The organism is Lactobacillus sp. PSON (assembly GCF_052615405.1).
In genome coordinates this window covers 183318-203070 of the sequence record NZ_JBQXFW010000005.1, presented here as the reverse complement: position 1 = coordinate 203070, position 19753 = coordinate 183318, and the positions used below count along the sequence as shown (strand labels likewise).

18 protein-coding genes are annotated in these 19753 nt (G+C 32.6%); 15 read left to right on the top strand and 3 right to left on the bottom strand.

Annotated elements, in window-relative coordinates; translation table 11 throughout:
* Positions 1 to 293: 293 nt before the first annotated feature.
* The 3 genes from ACTHPI_RS04915 to rpsD all read right to left on the bottom strand — a co-directional run bounded on the left by ACTHPI_RS04915 (position 294) and on the right by rpsD (position 2749).
* Entirely contained in the window at positions 294 to 1595 is a 1302-nt protein-coding gene (locus ACTHPI_RS04915; RefSeq protein ID WP_445353065.1) for a replication-associated recombination protein A, read from the bottom strand.
* Positions 1596 to 2063, bottom strand: coding sequence for a DUF1694 domain-containing protein (locus ACTHPI_RS04910; protein ID WP_445353223.1), 468 nt, complete (start codon positions 2061 to 2063; stop codon positions 1596 to 1598). It abuts the gene before it with no gap.
* Between the two features lie 74 nt (positions 2064 to 2137).
* On the bottom strand, positions 2138 to 2749 hold the full coding sequence (gene rpsD, locus ACTHPI_RS04905; RefSeq protein WP_445353064.1) for a 30S ribosomal protein S4: 612 nt from the start codon (positions 2747 to 2749) through the stop codon (positions 2138 to 2140).
* A 288-nt stretch (positions 2750 to 3037) separates the two neighbouring features.
* Here rpsD and ezrA point away from each other — a divergent pair, with 288 nt between their 5' ends.
* The 15 genes from ezrA (at position 3038) to ACTHPI_RS04830 (ending at position 19691) form a co-directional block, all read left to right on the top strand.
* A complete protein-coding gene (gene ezrA, locus ACTHPI_RS04900) occupies positions 3038 to 4765 on the top strand; it encodes a septation ring formation regulator EzrA (RefSeq protein WP_445353063.1) in 1728 nt (575 codons plus the stop codon).
* A 90-nt stretch (positions 4766 to 4855) separates the two neighbouring features.
* On the top strand, positions 4856 to 6013 hold the full coding sequence (locus tag ACTHPI_RS04895) for a cysteine desulfurase family protein (RefSeq protein WP_445353062.1): 1158 nt from the start codon (positions 4856 to 4858) through the stop codon (positions 6011 to 6013).
* Positions 6013 to 7233: a tRNA uracil 4-sulfurtransferase ThiI gene (gene thiI / locus ACTHPI_RS04890; protein ID WP_445353061.1), complete on the top strand. Its 1221-nt coding sequence runs from the start codon at positions 6013 to 6015 to the stop codon at positions 7231 to 7233. The genes ACTHPI_RS04895 and thiI overlap by 1 nt, the downstream gene beginning before the upstream one ends.
* 58 nt (positions 7234 to 7291) lie before the next feature.
* Positions 7292 to 7999: a pseudouridine synthase gene (locus tag ACTHPI_RS04885; RefSeq protein WP_445353060.1), complete on the top strand. Its 708-nt coding sequence runs from the start codon at positions 7292 to 7294 to the stop codon at positions 7997 to 7999.
* 66 nt (positions 8000 to 8065) lie between these two features.
* Positions 8066 to 8542 carry an SLAP domain-containing protein gene (locus tag ACTHPI_RS04880; RefSeq protein WP_445353059.1) on the top strand — a complete coding sequence of 159 codons (477 nt, stop codon included), beginning with the start codon at positions 8066 to 8068 and terminating at the stop codon, positions 8540 to 8542.
* A gap of 80 nt (positions 8543 to 8622) precedes the next feature.
* Entirely contained in the window at positions 8623 to 8910 is a 288-nt protein-coding gene (locus ACTHPI_RS04875) for a type II toxin-antitoxin system RelB/DinJ family antitoxin (protein ID WP_445353058.1), read from the top strand.
* Complete coding sequence (locus ACTHPI_RS04870) at positions 8910 to 9218, top strand: type II toxin-antitoxin system RelE/ParE family toxin (protein ID WP_445353057.1); 309 nt, start codon at positions 8910 to 8912, stop codon at positions 9216 to 9218. Before ACTHPI_RS04875 ends, ACTHPI_RS04870 begins: the two co-directional genes overlap by 1 nt.
* A gap of 69 nt (positions 9219 to 9287) precedes the next feature.
* Positions 9288 to 10418: a glycerophosphodiester phosphodiesterase gene (locus ACTHPI_RS04865; protein ID WP_445353056.1), complete on the top strand. Its 1131-nt coding sequence runs from the start codon at positions 9288 to 9290 to the stop codon at positions 10416 to 10418.
* Positions 10419 to 10584: 166 nt separating this feature from the next.
* Positions 10585 to 11397, top strand: a complete 813-nt coding sequence (locus tag ACTHPI_RS04860) for a helix-turn-helix domain-containing protein (protein ID WP_445353055.1) — start codon at positions 10585 to 10587, stop codon at positions 11395 to 11397.
* Positions 11397 to 11774, top strand: a complete 378-nt coding sequence (locus tag ACTHPI_RS04855) for a hypothetical protein (protein WP_445353054.1) — start codon at positions 11397 to 11399, stop codon at positions 11772 to 11774. The genes ACTHPI_RS04860 and ACTHPI_RS04855 overlap by 1 nt, the downstream gene beginning before the upstream one ends.
* Before the next feature lie 130 nt (positions 11775 to 11904).
* The gene (locus ACTHPI_RS04850; RefSeq protein ID WP_445353053.1) at positions 11905 to 13683 is read left to right on the top strand and encodes an oligopeptide ABC transporter substrate-binding protein; all 1779 of its coding nucleotides are present in this window, start codon (positions 11905 to 11907) and stop codon (positions 13681 to 13683) included.
* Between the two features lie 160 nt (positions 13684 to 13843).
* Complete coding sequence (locus ACTHPI_RS04845; RefSeq protein ID WP_445353052.1) at positions 13844 to 17077, top strand: SLAP domain-containing protein; 3234 nt, start codon at positions 13844 to 13846, stop codon at positions 17075 to 17077.
* Between the two features lie 154 nt (positions 17078 to 17231).
* Positions 17232 to 17537: a type II toxin-antitoxin system RelB/DinJ family antitoxin gene (locus ACTHPI_RS04840; protein ID WP_445353051.1), complete on the top strand. Its 306-nt coding sequence runs from the start codon at positions 17232 to 17234 to the stop codon at positions 17535 to 17537.
* Entirely contained in the window at positions 17527 to 17841 is a 315-nt protein-coding gene (locus ACTHPI_RS04835; RefSeq protein WP_445353050.1) for a type II toxin-antitoxin system mRNA interferase toxin, RelE/StbE family, read from the top strand. The genes ACTHPI_RS04840 and ACTHPI_RS04835 overlap by 11 nt, the downstream gene beginning before the upstream one ends.
* Before the next feature lie 131 nt (positions 17842 to 17972).
* The gene (locus ACTHPI_RS04830) at positions 17973 to 19691 is read left to right on the top strand and encodes a cell division protein (RefSeq protein ID WP_445353049.1); all 1719 of its coding nucleotides are present in this window, start codon (positions 17973 to 17975) and stop codon (positions 19689 to 19691) included.
* The last annotated feature ends 62 nt before the right edge of the window (positions 19692 to 19753 follow it).

The window sequence follows — 19753 nt, the reverse complement described above, 5'->3', positions numbered from 1 at the left end:
TAATTTTTAACTCCAAACATAAAAAGAACGACCTCGATAAGATCGTTCTCGCTAAAATTCAAAAGAAATCCGAGTTGACCAAACATAGCATAATGACGCTTGTTGAACCCGCAATGTTCAAAATTTGAGTTAATGTCGCAGCGAATATGGATCCTGGGCAAAATCGCCAGTATTCCGATTCGGTAGTTATTCACTAACTCCCACGTCTTATAGTTTGATCGGTCAACTTTATACATTTAAGCTTGTCGATCAACTCAGATCACTTATTATAATACGCAAACTTCTCTTAATTGTCAATCATTGAGCTTTTCAAATTGCATTTTTCGTAGAACTTCATATTGCTTTTTTAGTGCTTTTTCAATTTTAGAGTTACCTTTAGGTGAAAAGTATTGTTTTCCCTTTAAATTGTTGGGCAAGTATTGTTGTGCAACCCAATCCCCAGGATAATCATGTGGATAAATATAATCAATACCACGACCTAATTTTTTAGCCCCAGAATAATGTGCATCTTTTAAATTAGAAGGAATTTCGCCTAATTTTTTGTTATGAATATCACTTAAAGCTGAATCAATGGCAGTCATTGCACTATTACTTTTTGGAGATAGACATAATTCAATTACAGCATTTGCTAAAGGAATTCTAGCTTCTGGAAAACCCAAAGTTTGTGCAGCTTGAATAGCAATGAAGGCGTGTTGTGCAGCAGCAGGATTAGCTAAACCAATATCTTCATAAGCAATGACAGTGAGTCTGCGACAAATTGATATTAAATCACCTGATTCAATTAATCTAGCTAAATAGTGGAGGGCAGCATCAGTATCAGAGCCACGAATAGATTTTTGAAAAGCAGAGACTAAATCATAATGTCCATCTCCACTAGCATCGAAGTTTTGGCTTTTCATTTGAATTGAATCTGTCATCTCTTGTTGAGTAATAGTAAAATGAGAATAATCCTTGTTTTTGTTAACTAATTCTTGTTTGGTAGAGAGAACTGCAAGCTCTAAACTATTCAAAGTAGAACGTAAATCACCATTTCCTTTTTCAATTAAAAGTTGTTTGGCGTCATTAGTAATTGAAGCGTGGTATTTTCCTAAACCGTTTTCTTCATCTGTTAATGCACGATCAATTGCTAAAGACGCATCTTTAGTAGAGAGTGATTTAAGTTCAAAGATTTGACAACGTGAACGAATAGCAGGGGAGATTGAAATATATGGATTTTCTGTAGTAGCACCGATTAAAATAATTTGACCAGATTCTAAAAGTGGCAAAAGAAAATCTTGCTTGGTTTTATCCAAGCGATGGATTTCATCAAGCAATAAAATTACGGTTCCACTCATTTTTCCTTCTTCAGCAACCTGTTGAAGCTGTTTTTTGCCATCAGTAGCTGCATTGAGCTTTCTAAAAGCATATTTAGTGGAACCAGCAATTGCACTAGCGATACTAGTTTTTCCAATGCCAGGAGGTCCATATAAAATCATAGAAGAAAGCAGTCTTGCTTCTACCATACGTCTGATTATTTTGCCTGGTCCGATTAAATGTTCTTGTCCAACAACTTGGTTTAAATTTTGAGGACGCATTCTATATGCTAAAGGTTGCATTTAATCATCTCCGTGAAATAAATGATGAAAAAAACCATGCTTTTTTTCTGGGGCTGTTAATTCTGTTTTAGGCATTTCAGGTGGATAAACTTGGCCAATTTCGATACGCATTTTATTGATGGCATTTTTAGCAACTACTAAAATAGCTGTATCTTCTGGTCCTGTTTTTGCTGTTTCATTATTTACTAAAGTGAATGGAATATTATTTTTGCTACAAGCTGCTTCTACTTTCCCTAAAAAAGCATCGTCGTCAATATTGCCATTAATCAAAACTGTGTAACCTTTATAATCGTCAATGTGTTTTAAAAATAATTCATTAAGTTTTGGGTCGTGAATTTCTGTATTATTCATTCTAACAAAGACCCGTTCTCTTAATGATCCTAAAAAGCGTCGTCTTTCATCAGGCTTGGTTTGTGGACTACCGCCTAAGGAAGATTGTTTAAGTCTGTCATTTAAGTCTTCTGTCATAGATAAAACCTTACTTTCTATAATAAAAAAACCTTTCCCAAACACGGGAAAGGTTTTTGAAATGAAACAAGAAATTAAAGTAACTTGTTGTACCATTCAACAACGAGTGCTTCGTTGATTTCTGGGTTCATTTCGTCACGTTCTGGTAAACGTACAAGAGTACCTTCCATCTTGTTATCGTCGAAAGATACGTATGCTGGACGAGCAGTAACTGCTTCCAAAGCATCCTTAACTTCTTGTAAGTTCTTTGACTTTTCCTTCAAACCAATAACTTGGCCTACTGAAACTTCGTATGAAGGAATGTCAACACGCTTACCATCAACAGTGATGTGACCGTGGTTTACCAATTGACGAGCTTGGCGACGAGTAGTGGCCAAACCTAAACGGTAAACGATGTTGTCCAAACGACGTTCAAGTAAAATCATGAAGTTAGTACCGTGTTCGCCTTCACGAATCTTACCAGCACGAGCAAACATAGTTCTAAATTGACGTTCGTTTAAACCGTACATCCAACGAAGCTTTTGCTTTTCGTGTAATTGTTCACCATATTCTGACAAACGACCACGTTGGTTAGGACCGTGTTGACCTGGAGCGTAGTTACGACGAGCAAGTTCCTTACCAGTACCTGAAAGTGAGATACCTAATCTTCTTGAACGCTTCCAACTTGGACCTGTATATCTTGACATAAAAAATATCCTCCAATAAAATCTAAATAATAATTTTTGGAGTAAAATATTACAAATAAGTTCAACATTCGTGCATCTTAATTTTCATTTTCACCCGTTGCAGCGTGGGTTACTCATTCACTGGAAAAAACGTATCAAGATGTTGACGTTCTTGTCACTTATTGCTGCAAATATTTTACACGAATTCAATTATATAAAGCTTAGAAGAATAAATCAAGAAAAAGCGCGTCTTTTATCCCCGTTTTTTATGTTGATTTGGTATAATTGATTTAGTTTTGGAGGAAAAGCATGTCATCAGTTGAAACTCTAATTATTATTTCAGTTATTATTTTAATTATCGTTGTTGTTGCCTTCATGTTGATTATGAATCGAAAACAGCTGCATCAAATTGAATTACTTGATAAAGTAATCGAAAAAATTAAAAAGATGCACTTAGAACGCGACATTGATCGGTTAGACAAGATGGATTTGGCCGGTGAAAGCTTAACTACGCTAAATACTTGGCGCAAAAGTTATCAGGAAAATTCAACTATTAAACTTCCTGAAGCGTGTCATTTAGTAGAAGAAGCTGCGGATCAAAACACCAGCTACCGTTTATTTAAAGCGCGTAAAAACATTAAAAAGGCACATGAAATTATTAAGCAGGTCTATGAAGATGCCAAAAATACAAGGGAAGTCTTTACAGAGTTACTTGAATCTAATCGTGAAAATCAAGCACAATATGATGCACTTATTAAAAATTATCGCGAACTTAGAAAAATGGTTTTGGCAGATTCCTTTGATTATGGTGTTTCGCTTGAAGAGATTGAGAATGAGCTTTCCAGTATGGATAGTGATTTTGATCAAGCTAAAAATTTATCTTCTCAAGGAGACCATGTTGAAGCTAAAAGGGTACTTTCAAAAATTCGCAATGACTTAAAAAATTTGCAAGATGAATTGCCAAAATTGCGTGAAGGTCATCATCAAATTGAATCTGTCTTTCAAGATCAGCTTCGTGAATTATCTAATACTTATAAAAATATGATTTCGGAAAAATATTATATTACGGAAATAAATATTTTAGATGAAATCAAAAAAATTCACGTAGAAATTGATAAGGCTCGCAATTTGCTGGCAGAGTTAAAGATTGAAGATTTAATTAAGAAAAATGAAGAAATCTCTAAGCAAATTGATGGATTATATACAGTTCTTGAAAGAGAATATAAAGCTCGACCATTTGTTGAAGAAAATCGTGATAAGATGCTATCACTTATTACTCGTCAGCAAATAGCTTCTAAGAAATTAGTTGAAAAGCTTAAGCATATTGATGAAAGTTATGAATTAACTCATGGTGAATTAGAAGAGAGCAAGAATCTTGAAAAAGAAGTTAATGATATGAGCCGTCAATATACTGTAGAAATTCAAAAAATCACTGACGGTAAAGGTGTTTATTCAGAAATTCAAGATTCATGGTTGGCAATGCTTGATAGATTGCGTGAAATCGACACTGAACAAAAGAGAATGTCACAAGATGTCGATGGACTTTATGATTCTGAAAATGTTGCTAACGATTCAATTAATCAATTTAAACAAGAAGTTTCATTAGTATATCGTAGACTTGAGAGACGTAACTTACCTGGAAATCCAGAATCATTTGTTCAGATGTATACTCTTGTAGTCAATGAAATCGGTCATGTAAGTGAAGAGCTTAGTCGCGTAAGAATTAATATGGAGCGAATTTCAGATGAGCTAATACAGATTTCAGATGATGTTGAGCGTTTAAAGCGAGAAGCAGATGATATTATTAATTCTGCTAATTTAGTTGAACTTACTATGCAATATTCGAATAAATATGCAAAGCAGGAGTCAATTAAGCGAGCTCAAGAAAAGGCTCTTAGATTCTATCAGCAAGATTATGATTATAAGGGTGCTTTAGATATTATTGCAACTGCTATTGAAAAAATAGAGCCTGGATCATATCAAAGACTTGAAAATTCATATTATTCTGAAAAAAACCATAAGGAAAATGAAGCTTAAAATATTGAAATTAGAATGATTTCTAGTTACAATTAGTAAGTATTGTTAAACGGTCTATATTGACCGTTTTTTTAAAGGGGTTAGTATATTGTGATATATTTTGATAATAGTGCTACAACACAGATTAATCCGGAAGTTTTAGCGACTTATAATAAAGTTGCAACTGATATTTGGGGTAATCCATCTAGTTTGCATAAGTTAGGTGATCGTTCTCACCAATTGCTTGAAGCTTCTCGTAAGCAGATTGCAGATTTACTTGGAGTAAAGCAACATGAGATTTTCTTTACTTCTGGAGGTACTGAATCTAATAATGCAGCTATCAAAGGAACTGCTATTCAAAAAAGAGAATTTGGTAAGCATATCATCACCTCTAGTGTTGAACATGCTTCAGTTGCCAATTCTTTTACAGCTTTAGAAAACTTAGGTTATCGAGTAACTCGGCTTCCAGTAGATAAAGAGGGACGAGTTAATGTTAATGATTTGCGCAATGCAATCGATTCAGATACTACTCTGGTTTCGATTATGGGTGTTAATAATGAAATTGGTACAATTCAACCAATTGAAGAAATCAGTGATTTATTAGAAAATTATCCAACTATTCAATTCCACGTTGATAATGTTCAAGCACTTGGTAAAAATATTTGGAAGCAAGTTTTTACACCGCGAGTAGATTTATCTAGTCTTTCAGCTCATAAATTCCATGCACCACGTGGAATTGGTATTCTGTACAAAAAAGAAGGCAAAATGTTAACGCCACTTCATGATGGGGGAGGACAAGAAAAAGGCCTTCGTTCAGGAACTGAAAACCTACCAGCAATCGCAGGTATGGCTAAAGCTGTAAGACTTCTTTTAGAAGATGAACCTGAAAAGGCAAATCGGGAGCTTGCAATTAAGCAAAAGATTACTGATTATCTAAAAGATAAGCCTGGAATTCATATCTTTTCTCCAATGGACGGCTTTGTACCACATATTTTGTGCTTTGCTTTAGAAGGAATTCGCGGTGAAACCTTGGTTCACACTTTGGAAGAACAAGATATTTATGTATCAACAACTTCTGCTTGTGCTTCTAAAACTGCCGATGAAGCAAGTACTTTAGTTGCTATGAAAGTTGATGATAAGATTGCTACTAGCGCAATTCGACTTAGCTTTGATGAAAGTAATACTATAGAAGAAGCAGATAAATTTATTGAAGTGTTTGATAAAATTTATAAGCACTTTGCTAAAATTAATCACTTAGGAGAAAATTAATGGTTAAATATACAGAAGTTATGATTCGCTATGGAGAATTATCAACTAAAGGCAAAAACCGTAAAGACTTTATAGGACGTTTAGCAGGAAACGTCACTAAAGTTTTAAAGGACTTTCCAGAAGTTGAAATTCATCCACGTCATGATAGAATGCACATTGTTCTTAATGGTGCTCCATTTGAAGAGATTGATAAGCGTTTAAAGAAGGTTTTTGGTATTCAAACTTACTCACCTGCAATTAAAGTGCCAAAAACATTAGAAGATATTGAAAAAACATCTTTGGAATTGATGCAAGATACTTTCAAAGATGGAATGACTTTCAAAGTTAATACTAAGCGTAGTGATCATAAGTTTGAATATGATACTAACCAATTAAATAGAATGGTTGGGGACTACTTATTTGATAATATGGAAAATTTGGAAGCTGAAATGAAGCATCCTGACCTAGTATTAAGAATTGAAGTTCGCCAAGATGCTGTTTACATTTCTAATGAATTGTTACATGGCGTAGGCGGAATGCCAGTTGGTACTGCTGGAAAAGCTGTAATGATGCTTAGTGGAGGTATTGATTCACCAGTTGCTTCATACTTAGCTTTAAAACGTGGTGTAGATATTGAAATGGTCCACTTCTTTAGTCCTCCTTACACTAGTGACAAGGCTTTGGCTAAGGCAAAGGAATTAACAGGAATCTTAGCAAATTATTCTGGTAAGATTAACTTTATTGCCGTTCCATTTGCTGAAATTCAAGAAACTATTAAAGAAAAACTACCAGAAGGCTATTTGATGACTATTCAACGTCGCTTTATGCTTCGTTTAGCTGATCTTATTCGTCAAAAGCGTGGTGGACTAGCAATCTTTAATGGTGAGTCAGTTGGTCAAGTTGCGTCCCAAACTTTGGAATCTATGGTTGCAATTAACGATGTAACTACTACTCCAGTTCTTCGTCCTGTTGCTACAATGGACAAGACTGAAATTATTGAACGTGCTCAAGAAATTGGTACTTTTGATCTTTCAATTGAACCATTTGAAGATTGCTGTACAATTTTTGCGCCACCTCGTCCAAAGACTAAACCAAAGCTTGATAAGGCACGCGAATATGAAGCCCGTCTTGATGTTGATGGTCTTATTCAAAGAGCTCTTGATGGTATTGAAGTGATGCCAATTTATCCAAATCAAAAGTTTTTAGATGATAAGGCTCAAGAAGACGCAGATTTATTGTAGAATAAAAACGCTAGGAAAAACCTAGCGCTTTTTTCTTAGATTAGAATAGGATTTAATCATGAGAATTGATAAATATTTAGCTAACATGAATGTAGGATCTAGAAAAGATGTCCATAAATTAATTAAACAAGGAATTGTAATGATTAATGGTGAGGCTGTTAAAACTCCTAAACAAAAAGTTGTAGATACAGATGAAGTGATGGTAGGTGATAAAAAAATTACTTATCAAAAATACCATTATTTTTTACTTAATAAGCCTAAAGGAGTCTTGTCTGCAACAGAAGATCGAAGTCAGCGAACTGTTATTAACTTATTAAAATCAGAAGATCGCTATCAAAATTTAGCTCCAGTAGGTCGACTTGATAAAGATACGACAGGACTACTTTTATTAACTAATAATGGTCAACTTAATCATGAGCTCTTGGCTCCTAATAAGCATGTCGATAAAATTTATCGTGCAAAAATTGCTGGAGTAGCTAATGAAGAAACCATAAAAACTTTTGCAAAAGGGATGATATTAGGGGATGGTACACAACTTAAACCCGCTGAATTAAAAATATTGAACCAAAATAAAGATGAAGATAGTTCAGAAATTGAAATTAAGATTCAAGAAGGAAAATATCATCAAATTAAGCGGATGTTTGGAGCTTGTGGAATGAAAGTTGTTGAACTTCATAGGCTTTCAATGGGCAACTTAACTCTTGGCAATTTACCTATAGGCAATTATCGTGAATTAAGTGAAGAAGAAATAAAAACAATAAAATAATTTGGATAAGAAGATAAAAAATAATATAATATTCTTAGAAAAATAAGTGAGAGGAGCTGTTTGAAAATGAAGAAAAATATCAAATTTGGAGCAATTGCAGTTGCACTTTTAGCAGTAGCCCCTGTATTTTCAAGCGTAAGTACTGTTAAGGCTGATACTCAAGAAGCAGTTGCTGAACAAAGTGTAGTAACTAAGCAAAATACTGGCGATATAGTAAACGTTACTATGAAGCATGGCGGATTCATTTATGACCAAAATGGTGACTTTGCAGTTAACAATCAACGTTACATTTTCTTTAAAAAAGGAAAAATTTTAGGTGCTTGGAATAATGGTAAAGTTGTAACTATTAATGGTGAAAAGTTCTACCAAGTTGGTGAAAATGAATTTGTTAAATTAAGTTGCATTAAAACCAAAAATAGTAAAAATAGTCAAAAGAAGCATCTAAAGAAAGCTAATAAAAAGGCTATTAAAAAGAATAAAAATAAAAGAATCAACAAGAAGCTTGCTAAGAAGTTAGCAAAGAAAGTTATCGTTGTTGAATAAAAAAATTGAGGATGTAAGTCCTCATTTTTTATTTGTATATCTATTGTATGTTATAATAACATACAAAGGAGCTGATAAAAATGAGTACTACAACTATTCGATTAGATGATAATCTAAAAAAACAACTAAGTAAGCAATTAAAAGCTACCGGTTTAAGCATTAATGCATATTTTACTTTAGCTGCCAAGCAACTTGTTATTCAAAAAAAGGTTCCGTTTGAAATATTGACGGAACCAGATATTCCTAATGAAACTACTAGAAAGGCTATGTTAGAAGCTGAGGCAAAAGCAGAAGGTTTAATTCTGGATAATTCTCCTCGCTTTGATAATGTAGATGATTTAATTGAATCATTAGATAAAGAAGATTAATGTATATTTTAACTTATGACTCACAATTTAAAATTGACTATAAAAAATTTAAAAAAGAACATCCAGAATTAAAACCTGACTTAAAAAATGTCTTAGAACAATTACGTAATAAAGGAACCGTAGAAGCCAGTTATCATCCACACATTTTGAACAATTGGGGTGGAAATTATAACGGTCATTATGAATTGCATTTAAGTGATGGTAAAGTAGATGTGCTAGTACTTTATTTGCCTCATAAGACTAATCCAACTATTAGGTTAGTAAGATTAGGATCTCATGGGGAACTTTTTCAAGGTCCTACTAAGTAGTTATACAAAGAATTGAGTTATATAAAAAATTGAGGATGTAAGTCCTCATTTTTTGTTAGGGATAGAATAATGAAAATAATTAAAAAAATGTCTTTTATATTAGTATTACCATTTTTGTTTGGTTTTACTAATATTGCCCACCGCGGTGATAATGAATTAGGATGCTATACTGAACATAGCTTTCAAGCGTATGATCATGCAGTTATTAATGGAGCGGATTATTTGGAGCTTGATTTGCAAAAAACGCGTGACAATGTTTTGGTAGTTAGTCATGATAATAATTTGGGACGTGTTTTTGGAGTAGATCAAGATATTGAAAAAAATAATTTCCAAGATTTACGAAATGTAAAAAATCGTGCAGGAGAGCCAATCCATTCTTTGCAGGAAGTTTTTGATCGATATAAGCCAGACAAAACTAAGTTCATGGTTGAAACTAAAGATGGCCAAGCTGGAATGGAGCAAATTTTAGTTAAGCAAATTAAGCAAAACGGCTTAGAAAATAGAATTTTATTTGAATCATTTTCAATAGATTCTCTTAAAAAACTTGCTAAACTTGCTCCAAATATTCCTCGAACTCAACTTGGAGGTGACTATCACGATATTGGTAGTAATCAATATTTTTCAGATGGTTATTATGATAAAAACGCTGCAGAATATTTGAAAAAGCATGATAAAGGTTATATCTTGTGGGGAGTTAACGAGCCACGTAAAATGCGAAAGATGATGGCTAATGGTGTGAATGGATTAATTACGGATTTTCCTGAACGATTGAAAAATGTTATGTGGCAAAAAACAGTATTACCAGTGCATGCAATTGATGCTGTAATGAAAGTTGAGACACCTTTTGCAATTGTGAAAGATAGTTATCAAATTTTGCCAAAAGGATGTTTAGTAAAAGTAGATAAGCTAACTTTGCAAAATGGTAAACTAAAGTATGGCTTTAATAATGGATGGCTTAGTGAAGTTGATGTTACAGCTGTAAATAGGAATGCGCCATATAGTGAACAAGGGCAGATATTTTTAACACGTTCTGCACCGTTGTGGCGTGATCCATTGGGAGATAAGAATTTAGATAGAAGTTTACGAACAAATAGCAAGTGGAATTATTATGCAGTAAGCACAGTGAGCGGGCATAAATTTTACAATCTTGGTAGTAATCAATGGATTGATGGTAGGGATGTTAGTAAAGTGAGAAATTAGAAAAGTTTTTTACAGGTTTATGTATATTTAATATAGTAGTTTACTGATGTAAGCTGCTTTTTTTATTGGATTTAAAAAAATAAATTTTCGAATACGAAATTTCGTGGACTCTTAACTCTTTTCTTCATAAAATCAAGTTGACATTTGGAAAGGTGAGAGAAAGCGAATGACAATAGGAGAAGCTTTAAAATCAATAAGACTTGAACATGGATTAACACAAAAAGAAATGGTGGCCGGATTTACTACTGAATCATTTTATTCAAAAGTTGAACACAATATTCATAAGATAGATGCAGAAGTATTGCTTAATATTTTGGTCGCAAACCATATTGATTTGGAAGATTTTTTTGATAAAATTTTAAGTCAGGATTCTAAGAAAAATCCATATTTTGAATTAGAAAGTCAATTGAAATTTGTTCAAAATATAAAAGATATTACAAAATTAGATAAGCTTGCAGAAAATCTTAAAAATAAAAATAATATTCCAGAAGTCTTTAAAGTAAGGTTAGAGGAATCATATGCTTGGATTTTTCATTCAAATGCACATGCTTCAATACAGTTAAAGAAAAAAGTTCGAAGACAATTAACTAAATGTGAGTGGAATAAGTTTTCGTATACATTTTTGAGTCATGCAATAATATTGCTTGACATTGATGATGCATATAAACTAGTTGATTCTGCCTTTAAAGCTTATGAACGTGATCCGCAGACTGATGTTTATACACTTCAAGCTATTAGTCAAATTTGTATAAATTTTTTGAATTGTTGTTATCACCAAAAAGCAAAAAGAAAATATATTTATAGAGCATCAATTATGCTTAAATCTTTACCAGCTAATTTAGCAATTGGATTAGAAAAAATTATTGGTGAGTATTATACAGCCTTATTAAAAAATAATAAACAACAGCAAAAAGAAATTGTTAAATTATTAAAGTTAGTTGGATATTATCAACTTATTGAGGATACAGTGGAGGAATAATGAAGAAAAAAATTGTTTTTTTGATGAGCGTGTTAGTAGTTTTAGGAATGGGACTTAGTTTAAGTAGGCAAACAGCTAATGCAAGTTTTGCAAGTAAGTATCATCTTAAAGCATATATAATGCCTAAGAAATATCGTGGAACTTGGCATCATGGAAGAAATAAATTAAAAATCTCTAGTCGTAGAGTTAATGGACACTTATTATATAAGTTTCCACAACACTCTGTAATTCCATATAACTCTAAAGTTTACTTGGTACAAAAAGATGGAACTGGTATTACTTTAGCAGCTCCACAAGTGGATGGCTTTGGTTTGAAAAGAAGTGGTAAATTTTTAATTTGGCAGGCTTTTGGTTCTAGAATTAAATATCATCGTTAAAATAATTATTATGTCTAATACAAAAAAAGATAGAAATTAAACGTAGGATTTCTATCTTTTTTGCTATAATAATTGCTTGGAGAAGTGAAATAATTTCAAAATACAAAATACTTATGGTAGGGATGAGAAAATGAATAAAACAAAGTTATTTATGGGTACAACTATGCTTTCAGTAGTAGCAATGACACTTGCTGCATGTGGTAAAAGCAATAAGAGTACTGAAACTAAAACCATAAAACCAACTGAGATTTCTGCACTTAAAACTTCTGTTCCAACTGCAGCTGTTAAAAATGGTGGTGTAGTAAAAACAGCTCTTATTTCGGATAGTCCATTTACTGGAATTTTTATTACAGAATTGCAAACTACAACTGTAGATACTGCTGTATCACAATACGGTATTGAAGACCTTTTTGGTATGAATGACCATTATGTATTTAACAATAATGGTCCTGCAACATTAAAGCTTGATCAAAAAGCTAAGACTGCAACTATTAATATTAAAAAAGGTGTTAAGTGGTCAGATGGCAAGCAAGTGACAGCACGTGACTATGTGTATGCTTATGAAGTTTTAGCCAATCCTGAAGCACAAAATCCTAAGTATAATGGTAGTTTAACTAATATTATTGGTATGGAAGATTACCATAGTGGCAAAAGTAAGAAAATATCTGGAATTAAGATGCCAAATGGCGCTGATGGACGCAAGATTGTGATTCATTTTAAAGAAATGAAGCCAGGAATGAAGCAATCTGGTAATGGTTATATTCATGAAGTTGCTCTTCCGTACCATTATTTGAAAGATGTTCCATTTAATAAACTTATTTCAAGTGATAAAATCCGCAAAAAGCCACTATTTTATGGTCCATATCAAGTAAAAGATATTGTTCGCGGAGAAAGTGTGACTTGGGTACCTAATAAGTATTACTGGCGTGGAACACCAAAATTGTCTAAGATTGTAACTTCAGTAATTTCTTCAACTTCAGCAACTCAAGCTCTTAAAGCACATAAATTTGACGTAATTCAAGTTCAAGGTTCTAAGTGGAATGATATAAAGAAGACGAAGGGCTTCAACTTTGTTAAAGGAATAGTTCCACAATATACTTATCTTGGCTTTAAAGTTGGTAAGTGGGAAAACAACAAGAACGTGATGGATAAGAATTCTAAGATGAATAATAAGTCTCTTCGTCAAGCCATTGCTTACGGAATGAACATTGAAGGAACTTATGGCAAGATGAGTAATGGAGCTGCATTTAGAATTCCAACTTTAATTCCAACTCAATTTGGTGATTACTCTGATAAAAATATCAAGGGATATACTTTTAATATTAAAAAAGCCAATCAGCTTCTTGATAAAGCTGGATATAAAAAGAAGGGTACTTATCGTATTCAGCCAAATGGCAAGAAATTAACTATTCGCTTGGCTGCAATGGGAAGCGGAGATGCTGCCAAGAATCCAGTAATTCAAACTTTTATTCAAGATTGGAAGAAGATGGGTTTGAATGTTAAGTTAACTGATAATCGCTTACTTGATCAAAATGTCTTCTTAGATAAACTTCAACACGATGACTCAAACATTGATATGTTTATAAATGCTTGGAATTTAGCAACTGAACCTTCTCCAGCTATGGTGTATGGTGAAAAGACTCCAATGAACTATGGTCGTTTTGTAACTAAGAAGAATAATCAACTAATTAAAGAAATTGATTCTCAAAAAGCATTCAATCATTCTTACCGTGTAGATAAATTCCATGAATGGCAAAAGTACATGAATGATGAAGCTTATGTTGTGCCAATGTATAATACTTATCAAGTTACTGCAGTTAATAGTAAGTTAACAGGGTATTCAACATCTCCAAGTAAGTCAATGGGTAATAAGTTGCCTAACTGGTATTATGTAGGATATAAGAAATAATAATTTAAGAATAAGGCTGTTTAAAGTAGCCTTATTTTTTATTGAAAATAAAATTTTCGAATACGAAGATTTGTGGATTTTTAGAAATTAAAGGCATATTGTTATTCTTGTATTTTGTATTTTGGAAAAGTTAATAAAAACTAGAGGAAGTAATACAGACATGAATAAAAAGGTTAAAATTACAAGTTTAGCTACTGCAGCTCTTGCAACAGTTGTATTGGCTAGTGCAAATTTGAATGATGAAGTTAAAGCAGATTCTCAAGTATCAGGAACTATTGCTAAGGCTAACTCTGCAGTTGATAATGCTAAGGCTAATGTTGATAGCGCTCAAAAAGCAGTAAATGATGCTCAAGTTAAGGTTAATGATGCCAAAAGTTCACTTGATTCTGCTAATAGTAATGCAGCTGGTCCTGACAATGCATATTCAACTCAAGATGGTGTTGTTTCAAAAGACCGAGTAGATGTTAAAACTAAGAGCGATGCGGTTGATAATGCAACAAAAGAACAAGAAAAGCGCCAAGACTTAGTTAATGAAGCTAAAAAGCCAAATGCCATTGATAATGCTAAGAAGGCAGTTAGTGATAAGAATGATGATATCGCTAAGAAGCAAGATGCTGTAAAGACTGCTCAAAGTAAAACCCCTGCAGCTGAAAAAGCAGTAAATGATGCTAAGAGTAATTTAACTGATAAGCAAAATGTTTTAAATGATAAAAAGACTGCTAAGTCAGATGCTGATAAAGCTGTCAAGAATGCTCAAGATGCTTTAAATGGTACAGGCATTAATGAGGCAAAGCAAGCAGTTGATACATACAAAAGTAATATTGATAATCTCAATAAATCAATTCCAGCAAATGAGGAAACATTGAAGCATAATCAAGATGTTCTTAAGCACAATCAAGAGGGATTGAAAAAAACACAAACCGATTTGAATACTGCTAAAACTGCACAAGCTTCTGCTAAGTCAGAATTTGATAAAGCAAGTTCTGAGCTGCAAGCGGCTAAGAACAAATTAGCTCAAGATCAACAAATTGCTAATAGTGCTGCTGGATTCTTTAAGAGCTTAGCCGAAGATAAAAGCTTGACTGATGGACAACGTAAAGATGCACAAATGGCGTACAGCGTTGTTATGAATGAAGGTAAATTTCAAAATACTAAGTTATCATGGTATAACACTAAGGAACAATTAGGTAAAGAAAATGATGCTACTTCATTAGAAAATATGAAAGCTGCTTTAAATGACTTTAATGAGCTTATTGCTATAAGACGTGAATATAATTTGAATTTGCCAAAAGTTTCATTGACAGCAGTAGCAATTGCTATGATGAGTTCGGACTTTGAAGGTAAATCTGAAGTCGCAGATCACCCTATAAATTTAACAACTAAATATGGTCCATTTTTCTATACAGAAGAAGATATCGGATATGGTACAAATTATCCACAATATAGCCAAGTTAAGGGATATATGAGTGAATTAAATAATATTGAAAATGTTATTGCTCAACATCCAGAATATGCTAAATATCGTTTTCCAAAGAATGGCATGAATTATGAAACTTATAAGCAGTATAGTGATTTTTGGTTAGATCCACAAAAGGGTGGACTAATAGAAAGTGGAGCTGCCGATAAACAAATTGGGCACTTATTAAGTATGTTAAATCCAGTGCAGAATTCTATAGGTATGGCTAAATATACTGGAGAAACGGGTTCAGGCTATGATGGTGCTTCTAGTACGGATTTGCTTAACAATGAACTTACAGACGAGGAAGGCACATATAAAGAAATAAGTGATAAGGATTACTTTAATCAACATAACAAGTCTGATAAAAAAGTATACACTCAAATTGGTAAAACTGATGTAGTTAAAAATTCAGATGGTTCAATAACTTATACTTTCCATTCATTTGTATCACAGTATCCAAGTTTTACCATCGACCAATATAAAGACTTAGTAAATAATTACAATCCAAATGCAGCCTCATTTGTTGTAGCTAATCAAAATGATGTTAATGCTAAGCAAAAGGTTGCTGATGAAGCTAAGAACAACTTAGATAAAGCAAATAATAATGTTTCATCACTTACTGAGTCAGTTAATAATTTCAATACTGCAATTACTAAAACTAACGAAGCAATTACAAATACTCAAAATACAATTAATAGTCAAAAGACAGATTTAATTACTCAGCAAAAGAACTTATCAGATGCTCAAGCTCGTCTTGCTGCATTAACTGCTTCAAATGAAGAAAAGGCAAAGAATTTGCAAACAGCTACAGCTAACCAAGCTAAGGCAGAAGAAGCAGTTAAGACCGCTCAAGAAGCTGTTAACCAAGCTCAAAGTAAGCTTGAAAATGCGCAAAGCGCCCAGTCTGACTTAAACAAGGACATTGCTGCCAAGCAAGAAGCAGTTAAGAATGCTCAAGCTGAACTCAAGACTTTAGAGCAACATGTATCAGATCTTGAAAATGCTCCAGCAAACTTAGATAAGGCTAACAAGGAATTAACAACTGCTAAAGAAAACCTCAAGACTGCTCAAGATACTTTAACTAAGGATGAAGCTAAGCTTAAGGACTTACAAGCTGCTAAGGATTCTGCAGATAATGCTGTTGCAACTGCCCAAGCTAGTTATGATCAAGCACAAAATGAACTTAAGACTGCTCAAGACAAGCTTACCCAAGCACAAAATGAGTTGAAAACTATTCAAGATAAGGAAGCTTCAAAGAGCAATATCAAGACTCCTTCAACTACCAAGAAGTCAACTAAGAATGAAACTAAATCAACAGCTAAGCAGATTTTAAGTCAAAAAGCTCGTGTCTACGATAAGAATGGTAAAGCTATTAAGAAGAATGGCAAGTTTGTAACCTACAAGAAGGGTGCCAAGATTAATGGCAAGCTTGTTACTATTAAGGGTAAAAAATATTACCAAATTGGTAAGAATAAATTTATCAAGGCTGGCAATGTGAAAGTTAATAAGACCATTAAGAAATCAGCTGTTAAATCAATTAAGCTTACTCATACTGCATTTGTTTATGACAAAAACGGTAAAATTGTAAGAAAAGGTTTTAAGATTAACTACATTAAGCGTGGTAAAACAGTTAAGGCTTTGAAGACTGTTACTATCAAAGGTAAGAAGTATTACCAAGTTGGTAAGAATCAATTTGTTAAGGTATCGAATGCTAAATTAACAACTGATGCTGTTCACTTAACTGCAACCATCAAAGCTAAGAAGGACAGTAAGGTTAAGACTTATGCACGCAGTGGTAAACTTAACAAGCATTACGTACTTGGCAAGAAGAGTTACAAATTTAATGAAAAGCTTACAATTAATGGTAAGACTTATTACAAGATTGCTGGTAAGAATGATTGGATTCCTGCAAGTAAGCTTAACTTGAAGAAATAATCTTTTTCCTCTTTGAAAAAATAGATAACAAAGTATAATTCAAAAAACAATTTCTACCCTCAAAAGAAGTCACGAAAGTGGCTTCTTTTTGTATTAATAATGTAAAACATGGTATCATTTAAGTATCAAATAGATACCAGAAAGGATGAATATTATGACTACAACAGCTTCTACAATTAGATTAGACTCTGACCTTCGTAAAGAATTAAATAAAAAATTAGATGAGGTTGGTTTAACCTTGAATGGTTATTTTACTTTGGCTGCTAAGCAATTTTTAATTCAAGGGAAAGTTCCATTTGAAATAAAATCAGAGCCTGATATTGAAAATATAACTCTTAATGAGAAGACTCGTAAGGCAATTATTAGAGCATATGCTGAAGAAGAAGGTGTAATTCCAAATACTGCTAGAGAGTTTGATAATGCTCAGGATATAATGGAGGACTTATTCGGTGACAAGTAAAGAATGGAAAATTCATTATGATCGAGAATTTAAAGCTGATGTTAAAAGATGGAAAAAACAAATTCCTGAACTTCAAGAGGAAATGAGAGCTATTGTAAATTTTATTTTAGAATTTGGCTATATTCCAGATGATTATAATCCGCATTCTTTAAATGATCCTACATTGCCTTATTATGGGAATATGGATTTTCATCTTTTTGATGGGAGGCTTGATTTAGTAGTTATTTATACTGAATTTAATAAAAAGAAAGTTTTCAGATTTATTCGTTTAGGTTCTCATAAAGAATTGTTTAGTAAAAAATGAAATATAAAAAGAAGTCACGAAAGTGGCTTCTTTTATTTATAAAAATAAAATTTTCGAATTAGAAAGTTTGTAGATTATTAATTTATAAAAGCATAAAATTATTTAGTATTACAAAAAGTGGAGGGAAAAGTTTGAAAATAAAAAAAGTAAAGTGGGATAAAGTTGGTTTAAGTGTATTACCTTATCTTGTTATTTTGCTTACAACCTATGTTATGTTGCGTTACCAAATTAGAGCACATGCGACTTTTATTACGAGTGATCGTTTTTTGCATTTTTCAAGATTTTATGATGCTAGTATGCAAATTAAAACTGGTAATTTTTCGTATTTTCAGATGAATTATGGCTTTAATGAGTGTGGAAGAATTTTTAATGCTTTATATGGTCCATTATTTGCTTACTTAAATGGTATTGCTTTAATACTTTGTCGTAATTGGTATAATTATTCGCTATTAACTAATGTAGCTGTATGTTTAGTTGGCGGAATTGGAATGTATCAATTAGGCTTAAAAGGAAAAGTTAATAGAACTATTTCTTTATTATTAGCAATTTTATATTTGCAGTTTGGAATCATTATTGGAATGATGCGTGCTAATAATTTTATGGCATGGGGAGCAGCGCTTGCGCCATATGTTTTGATTCAAGCTGTCAATATGATGCAGGATAAAGAGCGTCCAATTCATTGGCTAACTTTAGGAATTGTTATGGCTGTAGTTGCTCAAGTACATTTGTTGTCGACTGTAATCTTAGCTGTAACTTTGATTCCATTTGCAATATACAGTTTTGTTGAAAGTGATAATAAAAAGCAGATAGTTATTGATATTATAAAGGCTATAGGAGTTGCAGTTGTTTTAACAGCAAATATTTGGGGTGCATTTATATATGTTTATGCTTCAAATAAAATTGCAACACCAAATATCTATTCATTAAGAATTCATGCGATTCACACCAGTTTAATGGGCCGCTTTTATCAACATGGACATATTGGTTTTGGATTTTTCTTAATGATGGTATTCCAATTCATATATGTTTTGCGCTATTTTAAAAAGTCTCATCTTAGTACATTGGCAACTATTTGGAGCTTAATGATTTTTATAGTATCTTCAAAATTAATGCCATGGGATGCAATTCAGGCTAAATATGCAAATTTAGGATCAAGTCTTCAATTTCCATATAGATTAGTTGTTGGTGCAATTCCATTAATGCTGATGGCATTTGGAATTAGTGCAACTCAAGTTTGGGAGCAAAAAAATTATCGTGAAGTAAAGAGAAACTTTATCCTTTTTGCAATTTTAATTGTAATTTTTGAAGGTTTAGGTAGTAGTGTTGCTATGAATTATAGCTATGCAAATACATATGCTAATTCCAAGCGTGTGGTTAGCATGGATAGTTATTATACTATTTCTAAAAACCGCAAAAAATTTAGACGTCTTACTCGCAAGACTAATAATGGTGAATTGTTTAGAAACCTAAGTCATGCAGAACCAGATTATTTGCCAAAACCAGTATCTAATGACTTTTATGGAAATTATGTTATTAAAGCACGTAAAAAGTTTAAACATAGTGTTAAAGGTAGTAAGTTAACTATTACGTGGAAGAGCAAAAAAGCTAAAAAGATGATATTACCGTTAATAATGTATAAACAATCTCAATTAGTATTGAATGGTAAAAAAGTTTCTCCAAAACTAATTAAAAATGGTCAACCACAAATATTAGCTCGAAAAGGACAAAATAGTGCTACTTTAAGCTTTAAGGTTGCAACTTGGTTCTGGATTTTACTTGTTATTACAATTCTTGGTTGGATTGGATTAGTAGTATATTGGATTATACTTCTAAGTAGAAAAATAAAATAATAAAAAAGTCTCAAAAGAGGCTTTTTTATTTGGACTTTAAAATTTTGTTATAATGTCTTTTG